Raw genomic sequence first — 19,818 nt, forward strand, 5'->3', positions numbered from 1 at the left:
TGCAGGGCAGCCATCGCCCTTGAACGCGATTTCATCGACGACGACGGGCGAATGCAATCGACACCGCGTTATGATGCCCCACCGCGCCGGTCGAGATGGACCTGGCCGCGGAGATGATTGGGCTTTGGTCGATAGAAGAGGAATGGCATGCCCCCTTGGCTGACAGTGGTAGGCATCGGTGAAGACGGCTTCAAGGGCTTGGGCAAGAACGCTCGGCACGCCCTGCTGGGCGCTTCGCGGATCATTGGCGGCCAGCGGCAACTGGATTTGCTGCCGGTGTGTATTCGTGGTGAACGGCAAGTGTGGCCCAGCCCGTTTTCGCTGGCGCCGGTGCTGGAGCGGTACGGTGAGCCCGTTTGCGTGCTGGCCAGCGGTGACCCCATGTTCTTTGGTGTTGGCGCCAGCCTCGCTCGGCAACTACCCAGCAGTGAAATGCTGGTCTTGCCCGCGCCATCTTCTTGCTCACTTGCCGCCGCGCGGATGGGCTGGCCGTTGCAGGATGTGGTGACGCTGTCGGTGGTCGCTCGCCCCATCGCGGCGCTTAATGCTCAGTTGTCCAGTGGCGTTCGTCTGCTGGTGCTGAGCAATGACGGCCAAAGTCCCGCCGCGATCGCGGCATTGTTGCGCGAACGCGGGTTCGGGCCGAGCCGCCTGAGCGTGCTGGAACATTTGGGTGGTGAGGCCGAGCGACGCATCGACGGTGCGGCCAACGACTGGGCCGACCCGGTTGTCGCCGACCTGAACCTGATCGCCATAGAATGCATCGCCCAAGCAAACGCGCCGCGTCTGTCGCGACTGGCCGGCTTGCCGGACTCCGCCTTCAGGCACGACGGCCAACTGACCAAACGCGATGTGCGCGCCATCACACTCGCTCGACTGGCACCGGTTCCCGGTGAGCTGTTATGGGATGTCGGTGCCGGCAGCGGCTCCATTGGCATTGAATGGATGCGCGCTCATCCCGGTTGCCGGGCGCTGGCCATCGAGGCCGACGAAGGTCGGCAGCTGTTGATCGAGCACAACCGCGACGCACTCGGTGTGCCCGGCCTGCAATTGATTCGCGGCAGTGCACCGCAGGCGCTGGTGGGACTCGAGCGTCCGGACGCGGTGTTCATCGGCGGCGGCGTCACCCGCGAAGGCGTCCTCGACGCTTGCTGGGCAGCGCTCAAGCCTGGCGGCCGCCTGATTGCCAATGCGGTCACGCTGCAAAGTGAAATGACCCTGATGGCCTGGCGCGAACAGCACGGGGGCGAGGTGACGCGTATTCATATCGCCCAGGCGCAGCCCCTGGGAGACTTCGACACCTGGCGCCAGGCGTTGCCGATTACCTTGCTGGACGTGGTCAAACCCTTCGATGCGTGACGAAACCGCCGAACAACCCGCACCACTGCGCAGCGGCCTGACCACGGGCAGCTGCGCGACCGCGACCAGCCTGGCAGCGGCTCGCCTGCTGCTCGGTGGCACTTCGTCGGATGCCGTGCACATCGTGCTGCCAAAGGGTAGGCAGGTGCAGATGCGCCTGGAGTTCTGCCGCCTGATCGACGGTGGCGCCGAGGCAGGAACGATCAAGGATGCCGGAGACGATCCCGACGTAACCCACGGTGCGTTGCTCTACTCTCAGGTGTGCCTGCGCAGCGAACCGGGTATCGGTTTCAATGCCGGGCGTGGTGTTGGTACGGTCACCCGCCCGGGGCTGGTGCTGGGCGTTGGCGAGCCGGCGATCAATCCCGTACCACGCAAGATGATCAGCGATCACCTGACGCTGCTTGCCAACGAATTCGGCTACCGCGGCGGTTTCGAGGTCACGGTGAATGTCGAGAATGGTGAGGCCCTGGCGCTGAAAACCATGAACCCGCGCCTGGGCATTCTCGGCGGCCTGTCGATCCTCGGCACCAGCGGTATTGTCCGGCCGTTTTCCTGCGCGGCCTATATCGCCTCGATCCACCAGGGCATCGACGTGGCCAAGACCAACGGCTACCTGCACATCGCCGCGTGCACCGGCAACGCCAGCGAAGACACCATGCGCCGGGTCTACAACCTGCCGGAAATCGCCCTGATCGAAATGGGCGATTTCGTCGGTGCCGTGCTCAAGCACCTGCGCAAGGTTCCGGTCGAAAAACTCAGCCTGTGCGGCGGCTTCGGCAAGATCAGCAAACTGGCGGCCGGGCACATGGACCTGCACAGTCGGCATTCGAGCATCGATCTGCCGCAACTGGCCGAATGGGCCGCCGCGGTCGGCGCCGATACGGCGCTGCAGCAAGGCATCCGTGAAGCCAATACCAGTCAACAGGCCCTGGCGATGGCCAGCGCCGCCGGCATCGCCCTCGGCGATGCCGTGTGCCAACACGCCCTGGACTTTGCCCGCAGCGTGGTGCCGGCGCAGGTTCAGGTCGAAGTGTTTGCCATCGATCGCCAGGGCGGAATTGTTGGCCATGCAGGAGCTTTTCAATGAAGCGCATTCTGTTGCTGGGCGGCGTGACCGAGGCGCTGGCCATTGCCCGAACCCTCGGCCCGCAACACATCTATAGCCTGGCGGGTGTCGGTCGAGTGCCGACGGACCTGACCTGCCAGGTTCGGGTCGGCGGCTATGGCGGTGCCGAAGGGCTGGCGCAATTCATACGCGATGAAGGGATTGATCTGCTGCTCGACGCTACCCATCCCTACGCCGCCCGGATCAGTCAAAACGCCGCGACAGCGGCTCGGTTGAGCGGCATCGCCTGCTGGGCGCTGCGACGTCCGGCGTGGCAACCGCAGGCCGGCGATGACTGGCGCGAAGTCAGTGATTGGGCCGAGTTGATCGACGCGCTGAAACCCTTCCGTCGACCGCTGTTCACCCTGGGTCGCGAGCCCTTGCAACACCTGGACGAAATCCCGCCGGAGCAATTCTGGACCTTGCGCGCGCTGGACGTTTACCCCGGCAACGAACGTTGCGAAGTGATCGGTGCACGCGGACCGTTCCTGATCGACGAGGAACGCGCCTTGTTCGAACGTCGGCAGATCGACGTGCTGATCAGCAAGAACAGCGGCAGCACCGCCACTGAGCCGAAGCTGGAGGTGGCGCGCGAGCGGGGGGTACCGGTGCTGGTGTTGAAGCGGCCGGTGTTGCCGGTGGTAGAGCGCGAGTTTGAGTCGGTGGCCGAGGTGTTGCGAGCAATGACAGAACAGGTTTTTATCTGAGAATTGTGAACGCCTTAGTACGTCTTCGCGGGCAAGCCCGCTCCCACAGGTTTTCTGTCTGGAATTGATTATGTGTCCGATGCCGATAACTGTGGGAGCGGGCTTGCCCGCGATGGCGTCATTGATAGCGATGCAAAAGTTAAAGTCTACAAATCCACCAGCATTTACTTACACCCATTTAAAAGACGACTGACAAGTTTAAGTGACACTGGCATTTCGCTATTCGCAGCTATCATGATGGATATGAGAACTTCGTGCTGCGACACCACACCGCACGCGGTGTTTTTACTTATCGGCCCTGATCAGGCTAAATAGCCGCGCCTGATCGTCCACCCACCGGATTTGTCCCATGTCCCGACAACGGCTCGCAATTGCCTGGATCGCCTGCTTCGCAGTGCTGTTCAACATGCTCGCCATGCCGATGTCCGGAGCGATGGCGCAGACGGCGAAGGCGCCAGCCGAACAAGTGTTTTGGGGCAGTTTCTGCTCGTCCAGCGGCACCCGGATGGTGGCGATCTCCTTGGGAGATATCGAGCAAAAAGCCCCACAAAGCGACGATCATTCCAACATGCAACATTGCTGGTGCTGCAGCGGCTCCGCGCCATTGGTGGCGTTGCCCGGACATGAGCCACGGTTGTATTACACGCAGTTCGAAGCGAATCGAAGCCTGCCTCCCGCCGCATTCAATACCCCGACACCCCGCCAGCAATGGCCCAGCCTCAATCCCCGTGCCTCGCCTCTGGTGTGATGACATCTCGCAATTGATCTGCGTTTTGAATCACCTGGAGAACTGCCATGTTGAACAGACTTATCGTTCTGGCCGCGTTGCTGCTGCCTGCCTGCTTTGCCAATGCCCACGAATACACGCTCGGCGATCTGCAGATCGCTCATCCCTGGTCGCAGGAATTGCCGCCCAATGCGCCGACCGTCGCGGCCTATTTCGTGATCCACAACGCAGGCAAGACCGCCGACCGCCTGCTCAGTGTCGACTCGCCGATCTCGGGTGAAGCGCAATTACATGAGCATGTGATGCAAAACGACCTGATGAAAATGCAGCCGGTACCGAGCGTGGAAATCCCTGCGGGTGGCGATGTCACCTTTGCACCGATGGCCTACCACGTCATGTTGCTGGGGCTGAAAGACCGAAGCCTGCTTAGCGATGGCAAGCGCTTCCCGCTGACCCTGCACTTCGAGAAGTCCGGTGACGTGACGGTCGAAGTAGCGGTGCAGAAGCAGGCGCCCGAGGCCACGCAAAAGCACGCTCACGCTCAATAATCCGCTGAGCTGAGGCCGCCCATGCGCCCGCCAGGCACCAGGTCATCCGCCCACCGTCGTCAGCCCTTGAGACTGACGCGCGGCAGCTGGATCAGCCTGTTCGCCATGTTGATGATCTTTATCGGTCCACTGATTTCTCAGTCGATGCCGATGGATCAGCGTACCTCCATGCCCCTGGACATGAGCATGAACATGTCGATGGACATGAGCATGAACATGTCGATGGACATGAGCATGAACATGTCGGCGATGGATCACGCCGATCACGCCGCTCAACCGACGGCCGAGCATTGCCCGCCAGCGTCCGGGCACCACGCAATCTGGGAAAAATGCGGCTATTGCAGCCTGCTGTTCAATTGCCCGGCGCTCACCGGTGGCGTTGCATTCACAGCGTTCGATACCCCGCCCGCCAACACGTACACCCCGCCATCTCCTCGCCAGGGCCATGCCCGGCAAGCCTTCTTCCCCGGCGCCCGCACCCGCGCTCCGCCCGTCATCGCGTAAACAACCCACCTCTGGTTTCACACGGTCCTCCAGGAGCGACCGTGTCGTTTACGACTGTTCGATGGAAATTGTCATGTCCAGGTTTGCTGCTGTCCCCTGCTTGAGCACTGCCCAAGCCACCCTTGCCCTGAACGAATCCAGCCTTCGCTTCAGGCACGCCACCGCCCTCCTGTGCGGTGCCTTGCTCGCGCCTTCCGCGCTGGCCGATGAACACGCAGGTCATAGTGAAGAATTGACCCCGACGGTTATCACCGCGATTGCCCCGAACTCGCCACTGACCATCGTCACCAACCCCAGGGAGCCGCGCCAACCCGTGCCGGCCAGCGACGGGTCGGACTATCTGAAAACCATTCCGGGCTTCGCCCAGGTGCGCAATGGCGGTACCAACGGCGACCCGGTGTTGCGCGGCATGTTTGGCTCACGCCTGAACATCCTCACCAACGGCGGCATGATGCTCGGCGCGTGCCCCGGCCGAATGGACGCTCCGACCTCTTACATTTCCCCGCAAACCTACGACACACTGACCGTCATCAAAGGTCCGCAGACCGTGCTTTGGGGACCGGGGGCTTCGGCCGGCACCATCCTCTTCGACCGCGAGCCGGAAAGCTTCGGCGAACTCGGCACGCGGGTGAACGCCAGTGTGCTGGCCGGCTCCAATGGCCGTTTTGACAAGCTGGTGGACGCAGCCGCCGGCGGGCCACTGGGTTATGTGCGGGTGATCGGTAACACCGCCCAGGCCGACGACTACAAGGATGGCAACAACGACACCGTGGCATCGCGTTATGACAAGTGGAACGGCGACGTTGCGCTCGGCTGGACACCGGACGCCGATACCCTGCTGGAGTTGACCGCCGGCAAGGGTGACGGCGAGGCACGTTACGCAGGACGCGGCATGGACGGTTCGCAGTTCAAGCGCGAGAGCCTCGGCCTGCGCTTCGAGAAGTCCAACATCAGCGACGTGCTGGAACAGCTCGAGGCGCAGGTCTACTACAACTATGCCGACCACGTGATGGACAACTACACCCTGCGCACACCATCCGGCACCGGGATGATGGCCGGCCCCATGGCCTCCAATGTGGACCGGCGCACCCTCGGCGCGCGAGTCAAGGCCACCTGGCGTTGGGCCGATGTGCAGTTGGTCAGTGGCATTGATGCGCAGACCAACGAGCACCGCCAACGCAGCGCCATGGGCATCGACACCTACAAGGACCAGCCGTACACCAAGGACGCCGACTTTCACAATTACGGAGTGTTCAGCGAACTGACCTGGTACGCCGCCGAGCGTGACCGGCTCATCACCGGCGCCCGCCTGGACCGCGCTTCGGCCAAGGATTACCGGCAAACCATCGGCTCGGGGATGATGACTCGCCCCAACCCAACCGCCGACGACACGCGTGCCGATACGCTGCCCAGTGGCTTCATGCGCTACGAACACGACCTGGCCGACAGCCCGACCACACTGTATGCGGGCCTGGGCCACACCCAGCGCTTCCCGGACTACTGGGAACTGTTTTCGCCCAATTCCGGCCCCGCCGGATCGGTGAATGCCTTCGATTCGATCAAGCCCGAGAAAACCACCCAGCTCGACTTCGGCCTGCAATACAAAGCTGAAGATCTCGAAGCCTGGGCCTCGGCCTACATCGGCCAGGTGCGCGACTACATCCTGTTCAACTACACGCCAGCCATGATGGGCATGACCTCTCAAGCACAGAACATCGATGCGCGAATCATGGGTGGCGAACTGGGTGCCGCCTACCCACTCAACGAGCACTGGAAAGCCGACGCCACCCTGGCCTACGCCTGGGGCAAGAACAGCAGCGATGGCAGCGCCTTGCCACAAATGCCGCCGCTGGACGCCCGCTTCGGCTTGACCTACAGCGAAGACAACTGGAGCACCGGCGCACTGTGGAGAGTGGTTGCCGCGCAAAACCGTATCGACCAGAACAAAGGCAACGTGGTCGGCAAGGACTTCGACAAGACCCCGGGTTTTGCCGTGTTCTCGCTCAACGGTGCCTATCGGATCAACCAGCATTGGAAGGTCAGCAGCGGCGTCGACAACCTGTTCGGCAAGGCCTACGCCGAACATTTGAACCTGGCCGGCAACGCCGGTTTCGGTTACCCGGCCAATGATCCGCAAGCCATCAAGGAACCGGGGCGCACGCTCTGGACCAGGATTGATATGAGTTTCTAACAACAAAAGTCAAAAGATCGCAGGCTCCTGCAGGAGCTGTCGAGTGAAACGAGGCTGCGATCTTTTACAGACAATTGATTCGCCAAGCGGAGCACAACCGATGAAACAGCCCAAAGTGAATTTCTACAACCTGGCCTGGCGCTGGCACTTCTATGCCGGATTGTTCGTTGCGCCATTCATGGTGATGCTGGCCCTGACCGGCACCATTTACCTGTTCAAACCGCAACTCGACTCACTGATGTACAGCAGCCTGCTCAACGTCCCTGCCGGACACCACACGGTGCCGGCCGATGACCTGCTCAACCGGGTCAAGGCCGCCTATCCACAAGGCACGATCAAACAATACCTGCCGCCGGTAACCCCCCAGCGCAGTGCCCAGTTTGTCGTGCTCAACGGTGGTAACGAGCTGAATGTGTTCGTCGACCCGTATCACGGTGACATTCTCGGCGAGCAAGATGCCAAGAAGAACCTGCAGGCGGTCGCGCGAGCGATTCACGGCGAACTGATGATCGGCACCGTGGGTGACCGACTGGTGGAACTGGCCGCTGGTTGGGGGGTGGTGCTGGTGGTTTCCGGGGTGTTTCTGTGGTGGCCCCGTGGTCAGGCCGCAGGCATTCTCTGGCCTCGCCTGAACAGTCGAGGCCGGGTGTTGTGGCGTGACCTGCATGCCGTCACCGGCTTCTGGGGCGCCTCGTTGTTGCTGGTGATGCTGCTCAGCGGCATGACCTGGACCGGCTTCTGGGGCCAGCAATACGCCGCCGTGTGGAATGTCTTTCCGGCGGCGATGTGGGACAACGTGCCAAAGTCCGACGTCGAAGCGCGCAGCCTCAACAGCGCCACCCGCCAGACTGTGCCGTGGGCCATGGAAAATACGCCGATGCCGATGTCCGGCGATCATGCCGAACACATGGCCCACGGCGCAGCGCCAACCGGTCCCGCCGCGCCGACCATCAGCCTGCAGGATGTGCAGAACATCGCCGTGCAACGCAAGGTCGAGCCCGGCTACAGCATCACCTTCCCGACCACGGCCACTGGCGTATTCACCATCGCTGTGTTCGCCGATGACCCACGCAATGACGCCACCCTTCACATCGATCAGTACACTGGCGACGTCCTCGCCGACGTACGCTACGAGCAATACGGCGTCGTCGCCCGCGCCACGGAAATCGGCGTGATGCTGCACGAAGGCAAGATGTTCGGCACGCTCAACCAGATCATTATCCTGCTGATCTGCCTGATGATCTTGCTCAGCGCGGTCAGCGGCGTGGTGATCTGGTGGAAACGCCGTCCGCAAGGCAAGTTCGGTGTCCCACCGCTGCGCCACGACCTGCCGAAATGGAAAACCGCGATGGTGATCATGTTCGCCCTGGCGGTGGCGTTCCCGTTGGTGGGGATCTCGCTGGTGGTGGTATGGCTGCTCGATCGGCTGCTGTTGTCGCGCCTGACCCGGCAAACTGAAACCGCCTCACCGTCATCCTGAGTCAGGCGAGATGCGCGGGGGCCCCGCGCATCTCACTGGCAATTGCGAATTTCCTTGCCAGCCGCACCACGACTGTAGACTCGAGATTACAGCTCATCCCGAGTCGGCTTATCGGAAACGTCGGGCACCTGTTGACGAGCGACTCTCCAGTCCTGTCCCAGTCTGCCCGCCTGATTCCAGTCAGCTGCCGTCTTGAGCACCCTCAGCCCACCAACAACCGCCAACTTCAGAACAAAATCTTCGGATGACGTAAAATGTCCGGTGAGTAAAAACCGGCCTTCTTCCGAGGAGTGGGTGGGGTCGTATTTGAGTAGCGCACCATGACGCGTCGAGTAGTAGAACGCGTCAATATCAAACCCTTTGGCTTTCATGGCATGGGTGTGTTCATAGACCGACGCGGCCGATGCATAGTCCACCTCCAGCGGGGCGGTGGGGATGGCGGGCGACAAGGACATCTCGTGGCCCGCCATCAGCGTGTAACCCTCAGGAAACTGCGGCGCTTTATTCCTGGGCGAAGTCGACGGGTCGTTCGCGGTGCGGAAGATACGGTGCAGCGCACCATAGGAGGAAGGTGTGTCCACAACGGGCTCCACGCCGACGTACGAACGGGTTGCGGTTTTGCCGAGCACGGCGCTGGTCAGCGCCGCGGGCTGCCCACCGACACCCGCCGCCCGATGCTGTGCATGACGAGCCGCATCGTCGGGATGGTGAAACACGGGTCCCAAAGGCAGGACGGGATTGAGTGCCCACCGTTCAGCGTCGGAAACAGCAGGCATCCGTGGAACCCAGTCGGCACCCACCACTCCCGGGCAAGACCAGTAGGGGCTTGTCACCAGGACCTCCAGTCGTCCGGCCACCGCCATGCGCCGAATGTAACCGGTCAGGCTGAACTTGCCCTGCTCGATGTCGCGCCAGTCCTCCTGCGCCTGTGCAGATGACGCGAACGGATTGTCCTTGAATTCGACCTGCCCAAACTTATCCAGTGTCATAGCCGAATCGAAGGCGCTCATCTTGAACTGTAACAAGGCACCGTCGGCGCAGGAGAAGTAAATCGACCGGTAGCCCTGGGCTGAGTTCGCAACAACACGTGCCTGACTCACATCGATTGGTGAAAAGAAGTGCCGATAATCATCGTCCGACAGATTCTGAGGCGCTTGCGCACCACACATGTACAAGCCGCTGGTGACGAAGCGGTAAGGTAACGCACCCGGAAAGACACGTTGGTAGTCGAACGTTGCGTTTCGTGCCTCAATGGGCAAGGTTGCCATGAAAGAACCGTCGCGGGCATTCCTGAGCAAGAATCCAAAACTCAGTGCGGCACGACTGCCGGCCCGCTCATGGGCACAGCGCGCGGCATCCTGCTCGCGAATATGCAACGGGCTGTAAGCGGGTTCCGACACCGCATTCCTGCGATTGCTCGGGCGGATAGCCGTTGCAAATGGCGTAAATTCTATGACCGCACGCGCATAGCCCCACAAGCGACTCCCCACGACCACTTGCAGATAACCGGACTTGGCCAGTTTTTTTACCCAGTCCGTCGGTGACAACCGGCCCAGATGGATCTGCTCCTTGATCCAGGCTCCATCCAGGTCGCTAGCCGGTTTACCCGAGGCACTCAATATCGCGCCCAGGTCGGCGCGGATTCGCTCCCACGCTCCGACTCGAAAACGGATGGTCGATCCGTCAGGTGCAAACAAGTACTCGTCGAGTGTTTGTTCCTTACGAGTAAATGCCGTGTAAACCACATCGACAGACAGCATGTTGAGATAAAGCTCTCTATCAGCGCTCGCCAATACCACAGGCAGCGCCCGCAGCACCCGTGAGCGATACCGCGCAACAATACTGCAGCCTGCCGGAAACTGGCCGGCAGTGACCGCTTCATCGGGAAACACCCACTTGATATCAAAGTCTTCCTGAGGAATGTCGATCGGATCGGTGGCTACGAAAAAACCGTCGGCGCGCTTGAGGATCAGGCCGCCAAACGCCCCTGTCTTGCCTTGCGGAACTTGCGAGCGAGCATGCAGCGCAGCGTCATCGGCCGAAAAGAAAACCGGACTCAAGGCTCGACGTTCCACGAACAGAGCTGGCGCCCAGAGGGCGTCGATCAGACCTTTCCTGTCCCAGCACTGACTGGTGCGCATCACCTGCAAGGTACCGCTGTTAGCGGCTACCCTGACAAAACCGGTCGACGTGAGCTTGCCATTGGCCAGGTGGGTTTGAATGTCTTCCAGGCCCAGGTTCGGGGCGTCGTTTTCGAACAGCTTGGAGCCCTTGCGTTGGACATACTTCAGCAGTGCCCCGTCCTGGGTAGAAATATAGAGAGGAATGGGCACAAACCCCTCCATCACCGGACGTCTTTTTGAGTTGTAAACAACAATAAAAAGATCTCGTGGCACGATGAAGTGCTGGGCCAACCAGCGCCTGGATTCGTCTCGCGCATGCTTGACGCGCTGACGCGAGTAAAAATAGGAATGCGGTATAAATGACTCGGGGTAGATAGTCCCCAGGGTTCTGGATTCGCTGAACAAACTGCGCAACGAATAAAGCTTGTCTCGCACACCACCAACCGGGACCAGTTCGGAGGCGACGTATTCCTCCTTGCCCTGTTGCTTGAGGATGAACCCGAACCAGGTCTGTTCCTCGTCGTGGTGCCCCGTGTCCCTGGAATAGCGATCAAGTGCCGCCTCATCGGCTGACGGGAACACCGCCCCAAAAGACACCCGCTCCGGCACGGTTCGCTCCCAGGGGCCCGGAATGCGCTCCCCGGTGATTTTTCCCCGTGGTCGCCAGCTGCCGTTGCTGATGAGGACCTGCAGATTGCCGACAGCTGCCAACTCCAAAACCAGTTGTTCCGGTTTGACCGCCCCCGAGGCGAGAGCCTTGGCAAAAGCCTCCGGTTTTTCGTCCGTTCCGAGCATCTGCAGCAGCTTCAACTCGTGCGGGCTATCGGGCGTGAAACTGATCAAACTGTCTTCGGCTCCCGAAAGATAAACCGGATAACTGGCGCTCAGGATGTTGTGCAACTCATGGACGCTGAATATCAGCAAGCTCGTCGCTGCATCTTCGACAGACCATTTCAGCTGCGCAACCTTGCCTGCGTCGAGCGTCGAAAGCGCAGGGTGAGAATAGAAACGACTGTGCAAGACGTGATTGTCGGGGATCACCTGGTGATGGGAAACGATACTGACCTGATGCTCGGCCGGTTCGGTTATGACAAATCGTAGATCGCTTCGCTGAAGGATATAGCCGAGATACCCGCTGTCGCGGCGGTGACCGACTCGCTCATGGGCATAACGGGCGGCATCGTCCGCCGACAGGAACTCCCTGGCCAGTACATGCAGCGCAGATCCCGCACCTCCCGAGTAGTGCTGTTGTGATTGTTCATCCATGAAGTGGTGCTCCTTTGATTCACTGATAGAGCCCCACTCTTGCACCGGAAAACAGTGCCCGGGCGGTACATAGTTACTACCAGCAACGTTCGGCACCAGTTGGGCGCATCGCCATGCCCCACCTGCACTGTTGTGCTCGCTCACGGTGCAGGCGGCGCATTCGCCGAACGGTTTTCCCCTTCAGGTAAAGCACTTCGGGCGTTAGGCACAGCCCTTGCTAAAGACCCTTCAGTAGTCCGCATCTGCCAACCAAGAAAAATATCCAACGTTCATGGAGATCGCACAATGAAGCGTCGCAGTTTGATCAAGGCTTTCACACTCACGGCAAGCATTGCCGCGATGGGCATGACCTGGACTGTCCAGGCCGCCGAGACCATCAAGGTCGGTATCCTGCATTCGTTGTCCGGCACCATGGCGATCTCGGAAACATCGCTCAAGGACATGGCACTGATGACCATCGACGAGATCAACGCCAAGGGCGGCGTGAACGGCAAGATGCTTGAAGCGGTGGTGGTGGACCCGGCGTCGAACTGGCCTCTGTTCGCGGAAAAGGGCCGACAGCTGCTGACCCAGGACAAGGTCGCCGTGGTATTCGGTTGCTGGACCTCGGTGTCGCGCAAATCGGTGTTGCCGGTGTTCGAAGAGCTCAATGGCCTGCTGTTCTATCCGGTGCAATACGAAGGTGAAGAGATGTCGCCGAACGTGTTCTACACCGGTGCCGCGCCAAACCAGCAGGCGATCCCGGCCGTCGAATACCTGATGAGCGAGGAAGGTGGCAGTGCCAAGCGCTACTTCCTGCTCGGTACCGACTACGTCTACCCGCGGACCACCAACAAGATCCTGCGTTCGTTCCTGCACTCCAAAGGCGTGGCCGACAAGGACATCGAAGAGGTCTACACGCCGTTCGGTCACAGCGACTACCAGACCATCGTCGCTAACATCAAGAAATTCTCGGCTGGTGGCAAGACAGCGGTCATCTCGACGGTCAATGGCGATTCCAACGTGCCGTTCTACAAGGAACTGGCGAACCAGGGACTGAAAGCCACTGACGTGCCGGTCGTGGCCTTCTCGGTGGGCGAAGAAGAACTGCGCGGCATCGACACCAAGCCACTGGTGGGCAACCTCGCAGCATGGAATTACTTTGAGTCGGTGGAGAACCCGGCGAACAAGAAATTCGTCGCCGACTGGAAAGCCTATGCGAAGAAACACAACCTGCCAGGCGCCGATAAAGCCGTGACCAACGACCCGATGGAAGCCACCTACGTCGGCATCCACATGTGGGCGCAGGCCGCCGAAAAAGCCAAGTCCACCGACGTCGACAAGGTTCGCGAAGCGCTGGCCGGCCAGACCTTTGCCGCGCCGTCCGGCTACACCCTGACCATGGACAAGACCAACCACCACCTGCACAAGCCGGTGATGATCGGCGAGATCCAGGCCGACGGTCAGTTCAACGTGGTATGGCAGACAGAAGGGCCGATCCGCGCCCAGCCGTGGAGCCCGTTCATCCCGGGCAACGACAAGAAGCCGGAGTATGCGGTGAAGAGCAACTGAGCCAATGGATGCCGGGCCTGACCGTACAGCTCAGGCCCGACACAGTTCCCTGTGGGAGCGAGCCTGCTCGCGAAGAGGCCCTGACAGTCGACATTGATGGTGAATGTCAGACCGCTTTCGCGAGCAGGCTCGCTCCCACATTGACCGAGTAAGGCTAACGATATGCCCACTGCCCTTTACCGCTTCATCCTCGCCATCGCACTTCTGTTGCCGATGGCCACTTTCGCGGGCGATGCCGAAGACTTCGTCGTCGCCAACCCCATGCAACAGGCAAAACTGCTGGAAGCCTGGGCCGCGCAGCCCGATCCGGTGCGTATCGAGTTGATCCACGCCCTGCAACAAGGGGTGTTGACCATCGATGGTCAACCGAAAACATTGCGTCTGAATAACCGCCTGCGGGGTCTGATCGACACCGCCCTTGCCAGCCATCAATTGCTCGCCGCCGATGCCAAAACTCGTCTGGTTGCCGCACAGCAATTGCAGAAAAGCGCCAAACCCGCGCAGCTGAAATTCCTCGACCAGCAACTCGTTGGCGAAAAAGATGAAGGCGTTCACGCCGCACTTAGCCTGGCGCTGGCCAACCTGCAACTGGTGGACACCGACCCGACGGTGCGCCTCGCGGCCGTAAGACTGCTCGGCGAAACCGGCGACCCATTGGCCCGCACCCGCCTCGAAGGATTGCTTGAGTCCGGCGTCGAAACCGATGCCAACGTGCGCACCGCTGCTGAAACCAGCCTCGCCCAGGTCAAGCGCAAACTGCTGATTGGCGAACTGCTGGGCCAGGCGTTCAGCGGCATGTCCCTGGGCTCGATCCTGTTGCTCGCCGCGCTCGGCCTGGCGATCACCTTCGGCCTGCTGGGTGTGATCAATATGGCCCACGGCGAAATGCTGATGCTTGGCGCCTACTCGACCTACGTCGTGCAGTTGATGTTCCAACGTTACGCACCGCAGGCCATCGAGTTCTATCCGCTGATCGCGCTGCCGGTGGCGTTCTTCGTCACCGCCGCCATCGGCATGGCGCTGGAGCGCACGGTCATTCGCCACCTCTACGGCCGCCCGCTGGAAACCCTGCTCGCCACCTGGGGCATCAGCCTGATGCTGATCCAGTTGGTGCGCCTGGTGTTCGGCGCGCAAAACGTCGAGGTGGCCAACCCGGCGTGGTTATCCGGCGGGATTCAAGTGCTGCCCAATCTTGTGCTGCCGTACAACCGAATCGTGATCATCGCGTTCGCGTTGTTTGTGGTGGTACTCACCTGGCTGCTGCTGAACAAGACGCGCCTGGGTTTGAACGTGCGTGCGGTCACCCAGAATCGCAACATGGCGGCCTGCTGCGGTGTGCCCACCGGGCGCGTGGACATGCTCGCCTTCGGCCTCGGCTCGGGCATTGCCGGACTCGGCGGCGTGGCGCTGAGCCAGATCGGAAACGTCGGGCCGGACCTCGGCCAGAGCTACATCATCGACTCGTTCCTGGTGGTGGTGCTCGGCGGTGTCGGGCAACTGGCAGGCAGCGTGTTGGCCGCGTTTGGCCTGGGGATCGCCAACAAGATTCTTGAACCGCAAATCGGTGCCGTGCTCGGCAAGATCCTCATCCTCGCGCTGATCATTCTGTTCATCCAGAAACGTCCGCAAGGCCTCTTCGCACTGAAAGGACGGGTGATCGACTGATGAACCAGCCCCTGATGCTTACCGCCAGCCAAAAGGCCGGTCCCAAAGTCACGATTGCCGTCGGTGCGGTAATCCTTGTTTTACTGTTGGCGTTGCCATTGCTGTCGTTGTTGTCGCCGGACAGCGTCTTCCATGTCTCGGCCTACACACTGACGTTGGTTGGCAAGATTCTTTGCTACGCCATCGTCGCCCTCGCACTCGATCTGGTCTGGGGTTATGCCGGCCTGTTGTCCCTCGGCCATGGCCTGTTCTTCGCCCTTGGCGGTTACGCCATGGGCATGTACCTGATGCGCCAGGCCTCGGGCGATGGCTTGCCGGCCTTCATGACGTTCCTGTCGTGGTCCGAATTGCCCTGGTACTGGACCGGCACCGAAAGCTTCCTCTGGGCCATGTGCCTGGTGGTGCTGGCCCCGGGATTGCTGGCGTTGGTGTTCGGTTTCTTCGCCTTTCGCTCGCGAATCAAGGGCGTGTATTTCTCGATCATGACCCAGGCCCTGACCTTCGCCGGCATGCTCCTGTTTTTCCGCAACGAAACCGGTTTTGGCGGCAACAACGGCTTCACCAACTTCCGCACCATTCTTGGCTTTGGCATCACGGAACCTGGCACCCGTGCGGTGCTGTTTTTCGCCACGGTGCTGTTGCTGGTGGCGAGCCTGTACATCGGTTGGCGCCTGGCGCAGAGCAAGTTTGGCCGAGTGCTGACCGCACTGCGCGACGCGGAAAATCGCTTGATGTTCTGCGGCTACGACCCGCGCGGGTTCAAGTTGTTCGTGTGGGTGTTGAGCGCGGTGTTGTGCGGCCTCGCCGGTGCGTTGTACGTGCCGCAGGTGGGCATCATCAACCCGAGTGAAATGTCGCCGACCAACTCGATCGAAGCGGCGGTCTGGGTAGCCCTCGGCGGTCGCGGCACCTTGATCGGCCCCTTGCTGGGCGCGGGCGTGGTCAATGGCATGAAGAGCTGGTTCACCGTGGCCTTCCCGGAATACTGGCTGTTTTTCCTTGGCGCGCTGTTCATCATCGTCACCCTGTACCTGCCCAAGGGCGTGATCGGTTTGCTGAAGAAAAGAGGTGAACAATGAGAGTCACTGCAAGCGCTGAATTCATGCTCGAACCGGCATTTTTTCCGCCTCTGGAACCGAATAGGGACGCTGGCAGCAGCCGTGATGCCATCGGCATCGGCCAGCGTGCCGGCAAAGGCCTGAACACCCGCCACGGCACGATCCTGACCCTGGAAGACATCAGCGTCAGTTTCGATGGCTTCAAGGCGTTGAACGATTTGAACCTGTACATCGGGGTCGGCGAGTTGCGCTGCATCATCGGCCCCAATGGCGCGGGCAAGACCACGCTCATGGATGTGATCACCGGCAAGACCCGCCCCACCCACGGCAAGGCCTGGTTCGGCGAAACCCTGGACCTGACGCAAATGAGCGAAGTACAGATTGCCCAGGCCGGCATCGGCCGCAAATTCCAGAAACCGACCGTGTTCGAAGCCTTGAGTGTGTTCGAGAACCTGGAGCTGGCGCAGAAAACCGATAAATCGGTGTGGGCCAGTCTGCGGGCGCGCTTGAGCGGTGAGCAGAAAGACCGTATCGCCGAGGTGCTCGACACCATTCGCCTGACCGCATCGGTCAATCGCCCCGCCGGTTTGCTGTCCCACGGCCAGAAGCAGTTCCTGGAAATCGGCATGTTGTTGATGCAAGACCCGCAATTGCTGCTGCTCGACGAGCCGGTGGCCGGCATGACCGACGCCGAAACCGAATTCACCGCCGAATTGTTCAAGACCCTGGCCGGCAAGCATTCGCTGATGGTGGTGGAACACGACATGGGCTTCGTCGGCTCGATCGCCGACCACGTCACCGTGTTGCACCAGGGCAGCGTGCTGGCCGAAGGGTCGCTGGAACAGGTGCAGGAAAACGAACGGGTGATCGACGTGTATCTCGGTCGCTAGGCTTGATCGTTCCCACGCTCCGCGTGGGAATGCCGCCCGGGACGCTCCGCGTCCCACTGACAATGCAGGGCTCAACTCCTGCGCTAGGGTGACGCGAAGCGTCACGGTATGCATTCCCACGCAGAGCGTGGGAACGATCACCGGGAGAATTCGAACATGCTGCAAGTCGACAAGCTGCACCAGTACTACGGCGGTAGCCACATCCTGCGCGGCCTGACGTTTGACGTGAAGGTCGGTGAAGTCACCTGCCTGCTCGGCCGTAACGGCGTGGGCAAGACTACCCTGCTCAAATGCCTGATGGGGTTGTTGCCGGCCAAGGAAGGCGCGGTCAATTGGGAGTGTAAGCCGATCACCACGTTCAAGCCGCACCAGCGGGTGCATGCCGGCATCGCCTACGTACCGCAGGGACGGGAAATCTTCGGCCGCCTTACCGTGGAGGAAAATCTGCTGATGGGTCTGTCGCGCTTCCCCGGTTCCGAAGCCAGGGAAGTACCGGCATTCATCTACGAGTTGTTTCCGGTGCTGTTGCAGATGAAGCACCGGCGTGGTGGTGATTTGTCCGGTGGTCAACAACAGCAGCTTGCAATCGGCAGAGCCCTGGCCAGCCGACCTCGCCTGCTGATCCTCGACGAACCCACCGAAGGCATCCAGCCGTCGGTGATCAAGGAGATCGGTGCCGTGATCAAGAAACTCGCGGCTCGCGGCGACATGGCGATTTTGCTGGTAGAGCAGTTCTACGATTTCGCGGCCGAATTGGCCGATCACTACCTGGTGATGTCCCGTGGCGAGATCGTGCAGCAGGGCCGTGGAGAAAACATGGAAGCCGAGGGTGTACGCGGCCTGGTTACGATCTAATCTGTGGCGTCTCGACGATAATCAGAAAATATGAATTTACCTCTTCCTGCTGCCCTGTTTACCCCGAGCTGGCATGCCGAGCTGGAACTGGGTTACGCCCGATTCGGCGATAGCACGCGCCCGGTCCAGCGACGACACAAAGGCCCGCTGCGGGTGCAGAAGCACCTGTATGCAGAAGGGCCCGGGGTGTGCCAGCACATCATCGTGCATCCGCCGGGCGGGATTGCCGGCGGTGACCGGCTGGACATCAGTGCCAGCGTCGGCCACGCGGCGTGGGCACAGATCACCAGTCCCGGCGCCGCCAAGTGGTATCGCGCAGCAGCGCCGGCGTATCAGAAACTCGACCTGAAAGTGGCCCAAGGGGCGACACTGGAGTGGCTGCCGCAAGAGACGATCATCTTCAGCGATGCCCGCGCCGAGCTCAGCACATCCATTGATCTGCAAGGCGATGCCCGGCTGTTCTACTGGGACGTGGTGGCGCTGGGTCGCCCGGCCAGTGGTGAGCGCTTCGATCTCGGTCATTTCCAGGCACAACTGGATATCCGCCGCGACGGCGAGTTGCTCTGGCATGAACGCCAGCGCATCGTTGGCGGTGACGGGTTGCTCGATTCGCCGATCGGGTTGGATGGACAGCCGGTGTTTGCCACCTTGCTGGTGACCGGGGAGGTCGACAGTGAGTTACTGGAACGATGCCGTTCGCTGAGCAATGACGTACGCGGAGATTTGACCCAGTTGCCGGGGCTTCTGGTTGCCCGTTGCCTGGCAAGCGAAGCACTGCTGGCACGAGGCTGGCTGATTGATCTGTGGCGATTATTGCGCCCTGCATTGCTTGAGCGAGAAGCCATCCCACCCAGAATATGGAGCACCTGAACACCGCTCCTACAGGTTATGTATTCACATGATCCGAACTTTTTATCTGCCCAGATGGATTCCCAACCATGGACCTGACCCCACGTGAAAAAGACAAGCTGCTGATCTTCACCGCCGGCCTCGTCGCCGAGCGGCGTTTGGCCCGCGGCGTGAAACTCAACTACCCGGAAGCCATGGCCTACATCTCCGCCGCGTTGCTCGAAGGCGCCCGCGACGGCCAGACCGTGGCCGAGCTGATGCACTACGGCACCACCCTGCTCAGCCGCGAACAAGTGATGGAAGGCATCCCGGAAATGATCCCGGAGATCCAGGTCGAAGCGACCTTTCCCGACGGCACCAAACTGGTCACCGTCCATCAACCGATCGCTTGAGGCTTCACCATGACCTACACCATTCGCGATGCCGTGCATGCCGACCTGCCGGCCATCCGTGACATCTACAACGATGCGGTGCTCAACACCACGGCGATCTGGAACGAACAGGCGGTCGACCTCGGCAACCGCCAGGCCTGGTTCAGCGCCCGGCAATCCCAGGGGTATCCGATCCTGGTGATCGTCGACAGCGAGAACAACGTGTTGGGCTACGCTTCGTTTGGTGACTGGCGACCGTTCGATGGTTTCCGACATACCGTCGAGCATTCGGTCTACGTGCGTAGCGACCAGCGCGGCAACGGCCTTGGGCCGCAACTGATGGATGCCCTGGTCGAGCGCGCCAGGGCCTGCGGCAAACACGTGATGGTCGCGGCCATCGAAAGCGGCAACGCCGCCTCGATTCGCCTGCATGAGCGCATCGGATTCGTGACCACCGGGCAGATGCCTCAGGTGGGCACCAAGTTCGGTCGCTGGCTGGACCTGACCTTCATGCAACTGACCCTCAATCCTGGCGCGCAGCCTCCGGCCGCCAACAAGGAGTGATA

General features: G+C 61.0%; 17 protein-coding genes. 16 read left to right on the forward strand and 1 reads right to left on the reverse strand.

The genetic code is table 11. The features are described from left to right. Positions 1-147: 147 nt before the first annotated feature. The 8 genes from PSUM_RS20070 (at position 148) to PSUM_RS20105 (ending at position 8,624) form a co-directional block, all read left to right on the forward strand. Positions 148-1,359 carry a bifunctional cobalt-precorrin-7 (C(5))-methyltransferase/cobalt-precorrin-6B (C(15))-methyltransferase gene (locus PSUM_RS20070; protein WP_020797572.1) on the forward strand — a complete coding sequence of 404 codons (1,212 nt, stop codon included), beginning with the start codon at positions 148-150 and terminating at the stop codon, positions 1,357-1,359. Further along, entirely contained in the window at positions 1,352-2,449 is a 1,098-nt protein-coding gene (locus tag PSUM_RS20075; RefSeq protein ID WP_020797573.1) for a cobalt-precorrin-5B (C(1))-methyltransferase, read from the forward strand. Before PSUM_RS20070 ends, PSUM_RS20075 begins: the two co-directional genes overlap by 8 nt. Continuing rightward, positions 2,446-3,174, forward strand: a complete 729-nt coding sequence (locus tag PSUM_RS20080) for a cobalt-precorrin-6A reductase (RefSeq protein WP_020797574.1) — start codon at positions 2,446-2,448, stop codon at positions 3,172-3,174. Before PSUM_RS20075 ends, PSUM_RS20080 begins: the two co-directional genes overlap by 4 nt. Positions 3,175-3,523: 349 nt before the next feature. Continuing rightward, positions 3,524-3,922 (forward strand): DUF2946 domain-containing protein, encoded by a 399-nt coding sequence (locus PSUM_RS20085; protein WP_020797575.1) that lies wholly within the window; start codon positions 3,524-3,526, stop codon positions 3,920-3,922. Between the two features lie 47 nt (positions 3,923-3,969). Then, complete coding sequence (locus PSUM_RS20090) at positions 3,970-4,449, forward strand: copper chaperone PCu(A)C (RefSeq protein WP_020797576.1); 480 nt, start codon at positions 3,970-3,972, stop codon at positions 4,447-4,449. A gap of 21 nt (positions 4,450-4,470) precedes the next feature. Continuing rightward, positions 4,471-4,953, forward strand: a complete 483-nt coding sequence (locus tag PSUM_RS20095) for a DUF2946 domain-containing protein (protein WP_083350074.1) — start codon at positions 4,471-4,473, stop codon at positions 4,951-4,953. A 73-nt stretch (positions 4,954-5,026) separates the two neighbouring features. Then, positions 5,027-7,144 (forward strand): TonB-dependent copper receptor, encoded by a 2,118-nt coding sequence (locus PSUM_RS20100; protein ID WP_020797578.1) that lies wholly within the window; start codon positions 5,027-5,029, stop codon positions 7,142-7,144. A gap of 100 nt (positions 7,145-7,244) precedes the next feature. Next, positions 7,245-8,624 carry a PepSY-associated TM helix domain-containing protein gene (locus PSUM_RS20105; RefSeq protein WP_020797579.1) on the forward strand — a complete coding sequence of 460 codons (1,380 nt, stop codon included), beginning with the start codon at positions 7,245-7,247 and terminating at the stop codon, positions 8,622-8,624. Between the two features lie 86 nt (positions 8,625-8,710). Here PSUM_RS20105 and PSUM_RS20110 read toward each other — a convergent pair whose 3' ends face one another. Next, positions 8,711-12,013, reverse strand: a complete 3,303-nt coding sequence (locus PSUM_RS20110) for a hypothetical protein (protein WP_083350073.1) — start codon at positions 12,011-12,013, stop codon at positions 8,711-8,713. Between the two features lie 285 nt (positions 12,014-12,298). Between PSUM_RS20110 and urtA the strand changes: the two genes are divergently transcribed. The 8 genes from urtA (at position 12,299) to PSUM_RS20150 (ending at position 19,816) form a co-directional block, all read left to right on the forward strand. Beyond that, the gene (gene urtA, locus PSUM_RS20115) at positions 12,299-13,564 is read left to right on the forward strand and encodes an urea ABC transporter substrate-binding protein (protein ID WP_020797581.1); all 1,266 of its coding nucleotides are present in this window, start codon (positions 12,299-12,301) and stop codon (positions 13,562-13,564) included. A gap of 162 nt (positions 13,565-13,726) precedes the next feature. Next, positions 13,727-15,229 carry an urea ABC transporter permease subunit UrtB gene (gene urtB, locus PSUM_RS20120; RefSeq protein ID WP_020797582.1) on the forward strand — a complete coding sequence of 501 codons (1,503 nt, stop codon included), beginning with the start codon at positions 13,727-13,729 and terminating at the stop codon, positions 15,227-15,229. Next, positions 15,229-16,308, forward strand: coding sequence for an urea ABC transporter permease subunit UrtC (gene urtC / locus PSUM_RS20125; RefSeq protein WP_020797583.1), 1,080 nt, complete (start codon positions 15,229-15,231; stop codon positions 16,306-16,308). Before urtB ends, urtC begins: the two co-directional genes overlap by 1 nt. Then, positions 16,305-17,177 (forward strand): urea ABC transporter ATP-binding protein UrtD, encoded by an 873-nt coding sequence (gene urtD / locus PSUM_RS20130; protein ID WP_020797584.1) that lies wholly within the window; start codon positions 16,305-16,307, stop codon positions 17,175-17,177. Before urtC ends, urtD begins: the two co-directional genes overlap by 4 nt. Before the next feature lie 156 nt (positions 17,178-17,333). Then, positions 17,334-18,032, forward strand: a complete 699-nt coding sequence (gene urtE / locus PSUM_RS20135) for an urea ABC transporter ATP-binding subunit UrtE (RefSeq protein ID WP_020797585.1) — start codon at positions 17,334-17,336, stop codon at positions 18,030-18,032. A gap of 30 nt (positions 18,033-18,062) precedes the next feature. Continuing rightward, positions 18,063-18,902 (forward strand): urease accessory protein UreD, encoded by an 840-nt coding sequence (locus tag PSUM_RS20140; RefSeq protein WP_020797586.1) that lies wholly within the window; start codon positions 18,063-18,065, stop codon positions 18,900-18,902. Between the two features lie 68 nt (positions 18,903-18,970). Then, positions 18,971-19,273 carry an urease subunit gamma gene (gene ureA / locus PSUM_RS20145; RefSeq protein WP_007937143.1) on the forward strand — a complete coding sequence of 101 codons (303 nt, stop codon included), beginning with the start codon at positions 18,971-18,973 and terminating at the stop codon, positions 19,271-19,273. Positions 19,274-19,282: 9 nt separating this feature from the next. Beyond that, the gene (locus PSUM_RS20150) at positions 19,283-19,816 is read left to right on the forward strand and encodes a GNAT family N-acetyltransferase (protein WP_033041287.1); all 534 of its coding nucleotides are present in this window, start codon (positions 19,283-19,285) and stop codon (positions 19,814-19,816) included. The last annotated feature ends 2 nt before the right edge of the window (positions 19,817-19,818 follow it).

Origin of the sequence: Pseudomonas umsongensis, from assembly GCF_002236105.1 — a bacterium.
Classification (GTDB): Bacteria; Pseudomonadota; Gammaproteobacteria; order Pseudomonadales; family Pseudomonadaceae; genus Aquipseudomonas; species Aquipseudomonas umsongensis.